This window comes from Methylovulum psychrotolerans (genome assembly GCF_002923755.1).
Taxonomy (GTDB): Bacteria; Pseudomonadota; Gammaproteobacteria; order Methylococcales; family Methylomonadaceae; genus Methylovulum; species Methylovulum psychrotolerans.
In genome coordinates this window covers 1-6,963 of record NZ_PGFZ01000033.1, presented here as the reverse complement: position 1 = coordinate 6,963, position 6,963 = coordinate 1, and the positions used below count along the sequence as shown (strand labels likewise).

Genomic DNA, 6,963 nt, shown 5'->3' with positions numbered 1-6,963 from the left:
GCCGATGTAAACGCACAGCTTGCTGTTGAGGTGCTGGAAATCTTCTTTTGACAACCCGACAAGGCGTTTGTATTCTTCGGGGTTGTCGGTGGGTAGCTGGGCATACGGTTTCATGGCTTTTTGGTGGTTTAGGGTAAAACTTGATATTTTAACCTGTCAACGTTTATATAGTCAGCAACATTTAGGAAAGATATCTACTTTAAACGGTCAAGTTTTCGGTTTTAGGAAGGGCATTAATTGGGCAAGAGCCGCAACCGTTGCCCTATTTTTAAGCATTAAATAAAATCTTAAGCGATAAAACGTTACAAAACACGCTGTCTGTAGCATGCCGACATAGATGATAATGTGAGAAATTACCTGAAATACAAGACCCTATGGCACTTATAGGATATTGATATAACTAATCGCTTGCTTTTTAAAAGATTATAAGCATCTGGTTATTAGCTACTTTTTACATAATTCCCATAAATAACTATTGTTTTCATTATTTTCATCATTTTTCATGCTAAAATTAATTGATTTTTTTCAAATCCTATAAGTGCTACGATAAAAAAAGATCAAACACTTTCTGGCTGCAAGGATTATCGTGAAACCTCAGGATCTACCGGCTCTGCTGAACGAACCTTGTTCCGTATCTTCTGGAAAAACGGCAGCGGCCTTTCCGATTGTCGGCATTGGCGCCTCGGCGGGCGGCTTGGAAGCCTTAGGGCAATTTTTACACACTATTCCGGCCAATAGCGGCTTTGCTTTCGTATTAGTATCCCATCTTGACCCTAGCCACACCAGCCTGTTCACTGAAATCCTGCAACGCACAACGCACTTAGCTGTGCATGAAGCACAAGATCAGCTCCTGGTCAAACGCAACAGTGTGTACATCATCCCACCCAACTGCGACATGACCATTGTGGGCGGCAAATTGCGCCTGACGGTTCCGGCTGAGCCGCGCGGGCGGCGGACCCCCATTGACACTTTCTTCAAGTCGCTGGCTCAAGACCAACAAAACCATGCCATCGGCATTATCTTATCCGGTTCGGGTACGGATGGCACATTAGGCTTGCGGGCCATCCTTGAAGCCGGCGGCACCACTCTAGTGCAGACCCCCGCCAGTGCCAAATATGACGGGATGCCGTCCAGTGCGATCCATGCAGGTTATGCGACCCATATCCTGCCTATCGACAAGATGCTGGAAACCTTGCAGAACAGACCCCATCGTCCGGTTGCCCCCCCGCAAATACCGGCTATTTTGCAACAGCCCGACGGGATCAGCCGGATTTTGCTGCAATTGCGTGACATTACTGGACATGATTTTTCGCTCTACAAAAAAAACACCATTGGCCGCCGCATCGAACGCCGTATGTCGCAACAGCATATCCAAGACACCAATGTATATGCCGATTATCTTAAAACACATCCGACTGAGGCGCATAGCCTATTTAAAGATCTGCTGATCAATGTCACGCGTTTTTTCCGTGATGCGGGGGCGTTTACGGAACTGGAACAGCATATTTTGCCGGCACTGTGCAAAAACCAAACTAAAGATACGGTATTCCGTGCCTGGGTGGCCAGCTGCGCCACTGGCGAAGAAGCCTATTCGCTTGCCATGCTGCTACGCGAGAGAATGGACATGACGCAACAGGACTTTAAAGTGCAGATTTACAGCACTGACTTGGATGACGAGGCCATCGCCATCGCCCATGCAGGCTTTTATCCGCTGAGCATCGCCGAACAGCTCAGTACCGAGCGCCTAGAGCATTTTTTCAACAAAGAAAATACCGGGTATCGGGTCAAGAAAGAGCTCCGCGCCATGGTGATATTTGCTGTCCAAAATATCATTAAAGATCCGCCTTTTATTAAATTGGATTTGCTGTGTTGCCGGAATTTACTGATTTATCTGGAACCGGAACTGCAAAATCAGCTAATTCCGACCTTCCATTACGCACTTAAGCCGGATGGGGTGCTATTTTTGTCAACCTCGGAGAGTATTGGCGACCATACCGACCTGTTCGCAACTATCAGCCGTAAATGGAAATTTTATAGGGCCTTAGCGACTTCAGCGTCTATGGGTACCGTACTGTGCAGGCGAATGTCATGGGCAGCGCAACATCATGCCAAAACGGAGGATACCATGAGAAAACCTAACAAGACTGACTTATCTGAATTTGCCAAACAACAACTCGTCCAATTTTTCGCGCCCGCCTCGGTGGTCACCGATTGCGCAGGTAATGTCCAATATGTGCATGGCGATACCAGCCTTTATTTATTGCTCGCATCCGGCCCGGCCACGCTGAATATTATGGACTTGGCGCGTGAAGGGCTTACTGCCGAACTTCAGGCGGCGCTCAAGGCAGCCGGGGAAGGCAGGGTGACGCTGAATAAAACCGTGCACGTCAAGACCAATAATGGTTTTACAGCCTTCCGCTTTTCGGTCAGGACGCTGCCCTCTTATAACGGCCAAAATTTGTTGCTGATAGATTTCCAAGACCTTACCACGCCGATTGTTAAATCCAGAGGCAAACGCGTTGCCAAGTCTGTCGAAGCAGCCCGTATTGAGGAACTTGAGCATGATTTGGCCTACCTTAAAGAAAGCCAGCAGGCCGGTATCGAAGAGCTGCAATCGACCAATGAAGAGTTGCAATCGACCAATGAAGAGTTGCAATCGACCAATGAAGAGCTGGAAACCTCCAAAGAAGAGTTGCAATCGGTCAATGAAGAAATAATTACGGTCAATGCACAATTGCAGGCCAAAATTGACCAATTGGCCAGTATGCAAAATGATATGAGCAATTTGTTGGAGAGTATCAATATCGGCATTATATTTTTAGACCAACACTTAAAAATCCGTAGCTTTACCAAAGATGCCCTCTCCATTTACCGTATGATCCCTTCCGATATTGGCCGGCCTTTAAATGACATCAAATCGGTTATCGCCGGGGATGAGCTGTTGCTTGCCGCCACCACCGTGCTGAAAACGCTAATCCCCGTTGAACAGCAATTACACACCAGCGATGACACTTGGATATTGGCGCGCATCCAGCCTTACCGGACGCTGGATAATGTCACTGATGGCGTGGTGCTGACCTTTACCGATATTAGCGTGCAAATCAGGACGGTGGCCATGCAACAGGCCTTATTGTTAGCCGAAGGCATCGTCACTACCATACAAGAGCCTTTTATCGCACTGGATAGCGAGTTTAAAGCGGTTTCCGCCAGCCAATCTTTTTACCAAGCGTTTCAGGCCACTCCGGAGGGGACTTTAGGCCGTCAGATATACACGCTGGCCAATGGCCAATGGGATATCTCTGATTTGCGTCAGTTGCTGGACAGCAAACAAGTTTTTGCGGCTTATGTCCTGGCACATGATTTTCCCGACATAGGCCAACGTAATATTTTATTGAACTCTTTCCGCGTTGCCGGTAAAGAAACTGATCCCCAACTGATATTAATTTCCATACACCCCCCCTCATGACTGGTAATGATAAAGTTAACCCATTGACAAGCGGGGTTGGCATCCAGCCCCCTACGGCGGCAGCACCGGAAAAATCTCCCGAAGAGCTATTGGAGGATCTTCACTTACACCAAATTGAATTGGAAATGCAGAACGAGGCATTGCGGGTTATGCACCAAGCGGTGGTGGCTTCACGTGACCGCTATATGCAGCTCTACGATTTTGCCCCTATCTGTTATCTGACGCTGAACCAAGATGGCCTGATTACCGAAGCCAACCTGACCTGCGCCAACCTATTGCAAATCAAGCGCGAAAACCTGCTCAAAAGCCGTTTTGACCGCTTAGTCACCCCGGATGACCATGACCGTTGGCATCGGCATTTTCTGTACGTCAAGCAACATTGTGGCAGGCACACTTATGAGCTGACCTTACACCGTGCGGATAACACACCTTTCTATGGCCAAATCGATTGCCTCAATAGTTCAGATGCCAGTACAACGCTAATACGCTTGGCACTCACTGACATCACCGAACGCAAGCAGACGGAAGAAGCGTTACGCATCGCCGCCGCCGCTTTTGAAATGCAGGCCTGCATCATTGTCACGGATGCCCAAAAATTTGCCTTACGCGTCAACCGGGCTTTCTGCCGCGTCACGGGCTACCGTCCTAACGAGGTAGTGGGTGTCTCGCCTCTTTTTTTACGTTCCGGTGTGCATGAAGCGGGCTTCTATCATAACTTATGGGAAACCGTGGCTAGGGAAGGCTACTGGGAAGGTGAGATATGGGACAAGCGCAAAAATGGCGAGATCTTCCCTGTCTGGCAAACGATTACCGCCGTTACGGATAAAAAAGGCCATATCAGCCATTATGTCGGCTCCTTTACCGACATCACCGCACAAAAGCAAGCAGAAAGGGTGTTGCTGGATGCCCGCAGCCGCCTGGAAAGCCAAGTGGTGCATTCAAAAGAAGAGCTGGAACAAATTAAAGCGGAGGTGACGGCGGTCAATAACGCCCTTGAGGTTTTGCTTAAGCATAGGGAAAAAGACAAAACCGAGGCCAAATGCGCGCTCGTAGAGGAAATGGAAAGTACGGTTTTCCCTTTCCTGAAGCAATTGAAACAGGAAAATGCTAATCGGCAGCAAGACCGTCTAATCGGCATTCTTGAACATAATCTGCAAGAAATGGTGAAATCTTACGGATGCCCTACGGATATCAGCTCGGCGTTCCGGCAATTGTCCCCGGTCGAGGTGCAGGTGGCTTCCATGGTCCGGCAAGGACTGCCCACAAAACTGATTGCGGCGACCTTAAAGATTTCGGCGGGAACTGTCGGTATTCACCGTAAACACATCCGCAAAAAACTGGGTTTGGATAACCAAGCCGTCAATCTGCGCAGTTATCTGCTGGGGTTAGCGGAATAACAATCGCCAAGCTTAGCTTTAGCGAATAAGCCTCCATGACCCGTATCCGCAGCAACTAGTCCCCTCCATGATGATGGCGGGGGCTTGCCGACGTTATTCCTTGCCTTTTCCAAGACACCTGGCTAGTCGCCGGAAATCCCGCCATCGTGCCCAACCGAATTTCGGTTACGGCCACCCGTATTTTGTAGCCGTTGCCTACGCCCGCATTTTAAGCCCTATGCAGAACCCTAAACCTTGCCGACGTTCTGGACAAACAAGGCAGGCATCAGTCCTTGTCTTGTCAGGCGCGCCAGGATTTTTCGCGAAAGCTAAAATGGGATCCATCCGATTTTAGCGGCGAAAAATTTTCCTGGCGATTATTGCCTTCGGCTGCCCGCCTTCGTCCTGCTCCGGCCGCGGTACACAACTCCCCTTCGGTACGCTGTGCACCACTGGCCTGCGCAAATGACTTGACGCCGTTTCGGGATGGCCTTGCATGTTGACTACGCTTCCGCTTGCGCTCCAACTCCGTCAACACGCCCGGCCCCTACGGCTACGCGGGGGTCGTCGTACACCGCTCCACTTCCGTTTCGCTTCCTGTACTCCTTCGTCGTAGGTGCTGGGGTTGTTTTTAGGGTCGGTGACTTGGCTCAAGTGGCTGAGCTGGTCGTATTGGTAGCCGACATTACCGTTCGCCGCATCGACCATCGTCAACAGGCGGTTGAGGGTGTCGTAGGCGGTGTATTGGGTATTTTGGCTACTGCCGTCGCCGGGGCTGGCCATGTCTAAGGTCACGTTGCCTTGCGCGTCGTAGTTATAGGTGTGGACGGGCAGGTTGGTAGCATTGAGGGTTTGCCACAGGCGGCTGAGGTTGTCGAAGGTGCGGTTGACGGCGGTGGCGGTGCTGCCGTTGGCGTAAGTAACGGTTTCTTTAGTGCGGTTGCCGATATTGTCCAAGGTGTAGGTGATTTTTTCGCCCGCCGCATTAGTGATGCTGGTCAGGCGGTGCGCGGGGTCGTAGCCGTAGGTGATGGTGCCGTTGGCGGGGGTGGTGACGGTGTTGGGCAATCCGGTCGGATAATAGACGAACTGGGTGGTGCGTCCGGCGGTAGTGGAACTGAGCAGACGGCCACGCAGGTCGTAGGTCAAATCGGTTTCTTGGCCTTTAGCGTCGACGATAGTCAGGGCGTGGCCGTGGCCGTCATAGTTGCTGTAGGTGGTGGTGTGGCCTTGGGCGTTGGTGGCGGTATGCAGCCGCTTAACCGCGTTGGCCGGGGTGTTGCTGTCGACGGTGGCGGGGTAATAGGTATAGGTGGTGACATCGCTGGCATCGGTACGCGGCCCGTCAACGGTGAGCGGGTTGCCATCGCTGTTGTAGGTATATTGCCAAGTGCGTTCGGTGCCTAGGGCGGCACTGGTGCCTTGCCCGCCATTGGTGTCCATGGTGGTAAAGACGTTTTTGCCACAAGGTACGCCGTCCGCGCCGCAGACCGGGGCGGTGCTGTCCGCCCATGCCCAAGTGGTGAGGCGCAGCGGTTCGGCTTTGGCGATGGGTACTCGCCAGCGGCTGTGCCATTCAGTGGTGATCTTACGCTCATTGGCGGCGGGCGTGTAGGTGGTTAAATTGGCCGGACAGGTTGTGCCGGAGGCCATGCCTTCGATACGCACGGTTTCGAGGTTGCGGCCTTTTCCGATAGTGTTGGGCGAGGTGTCGTAGGCGTAGCAAGTGGTGTTGCCGTTGAAGTCGGTGCGGCGGGTGACATTGCCGTTGGTGTCGTAGCTGATGGCGTTGGCGGCGGCGGGGCAGTTGGTGCCGGGGCCAGCGGGCTGGTTTTGGCCAGTGCTTTTAACCACATTTTGGATACTGGTGAAATTGCGCGTATACGTTGAGCTTAACGGCTCGGTAATGGCTGAGGACAGGATCTGTTGCCCAGTGCTGTCGGTGTTGTAAGCCAGTTGGTATTTTTCGACTCCGCCCGCATGTTCGGTGGAGATAAGGTACTCCCCATTGTCTAGACCAAAATCTCATAAGATTAAGATAGAAGCCGGTTGATAAAAATGGGTTGTTTCATCTTTTTCATAACGCCTGGCTAAATACACGTCAGCGGGTGTCCGATAGCC

General features: G+C 51.3%; 3 protein-coding genes. 2 read left to right on the top strand and 1 reads right to left on the bottom strand.

Annotation, left to right across the window (positions count from 1 at the left end):
* Positions 1-586: 586 nt before the first annotated feature.
* Both AADEFJLK_RS22975 and AADEFJLK_RS22970 read left to right on the top strand, forming a co-directional pair.
* On the top strand, positions 587-3,466 hold the full coding sequence (locus AADEFJLK_RS22975) for a chemotaxis protein CheB (protein WP_249028123.1): 2,880 nt from the start codon (positions 587-589) through the stop codon (positions 3,464-3,466).
* A gap of 23 nt (positions 3,467-3,489) precedes the next feature.
* Complete coding sequence (locus AADEFJLK_RS22970; RefSeq protein WP_170065239.1) at positions 3,490-4,863, top strand: PAS domain S-box protein; 1,374 nt, start codon at positions 3,490-3,492, stop codon at positions 4,861-4,863.
* Positions 4,864-5,373: 510 nt separating this feature from the next.
* On the opposite strand, the gene AADEFJLK_RS22965 is transcribed toward AADEFJLK_RS22970, so the two are convergent.
* Positions 5,374-6,696 carry an RHS repeat protein gene (locus AADEFJLK_RS22965; RefSeq protein WP_103975946.1) on the bottom strand — a complete coding sequence of 441 codons (1,323 nt, stop codon included), beginning with the start codon at positions 6,694-6,696 and terminating at the stop codon, positions 5,374-5,376.
* Positions 6,697-6,963 lie beyond the last annotated feature (267 nt).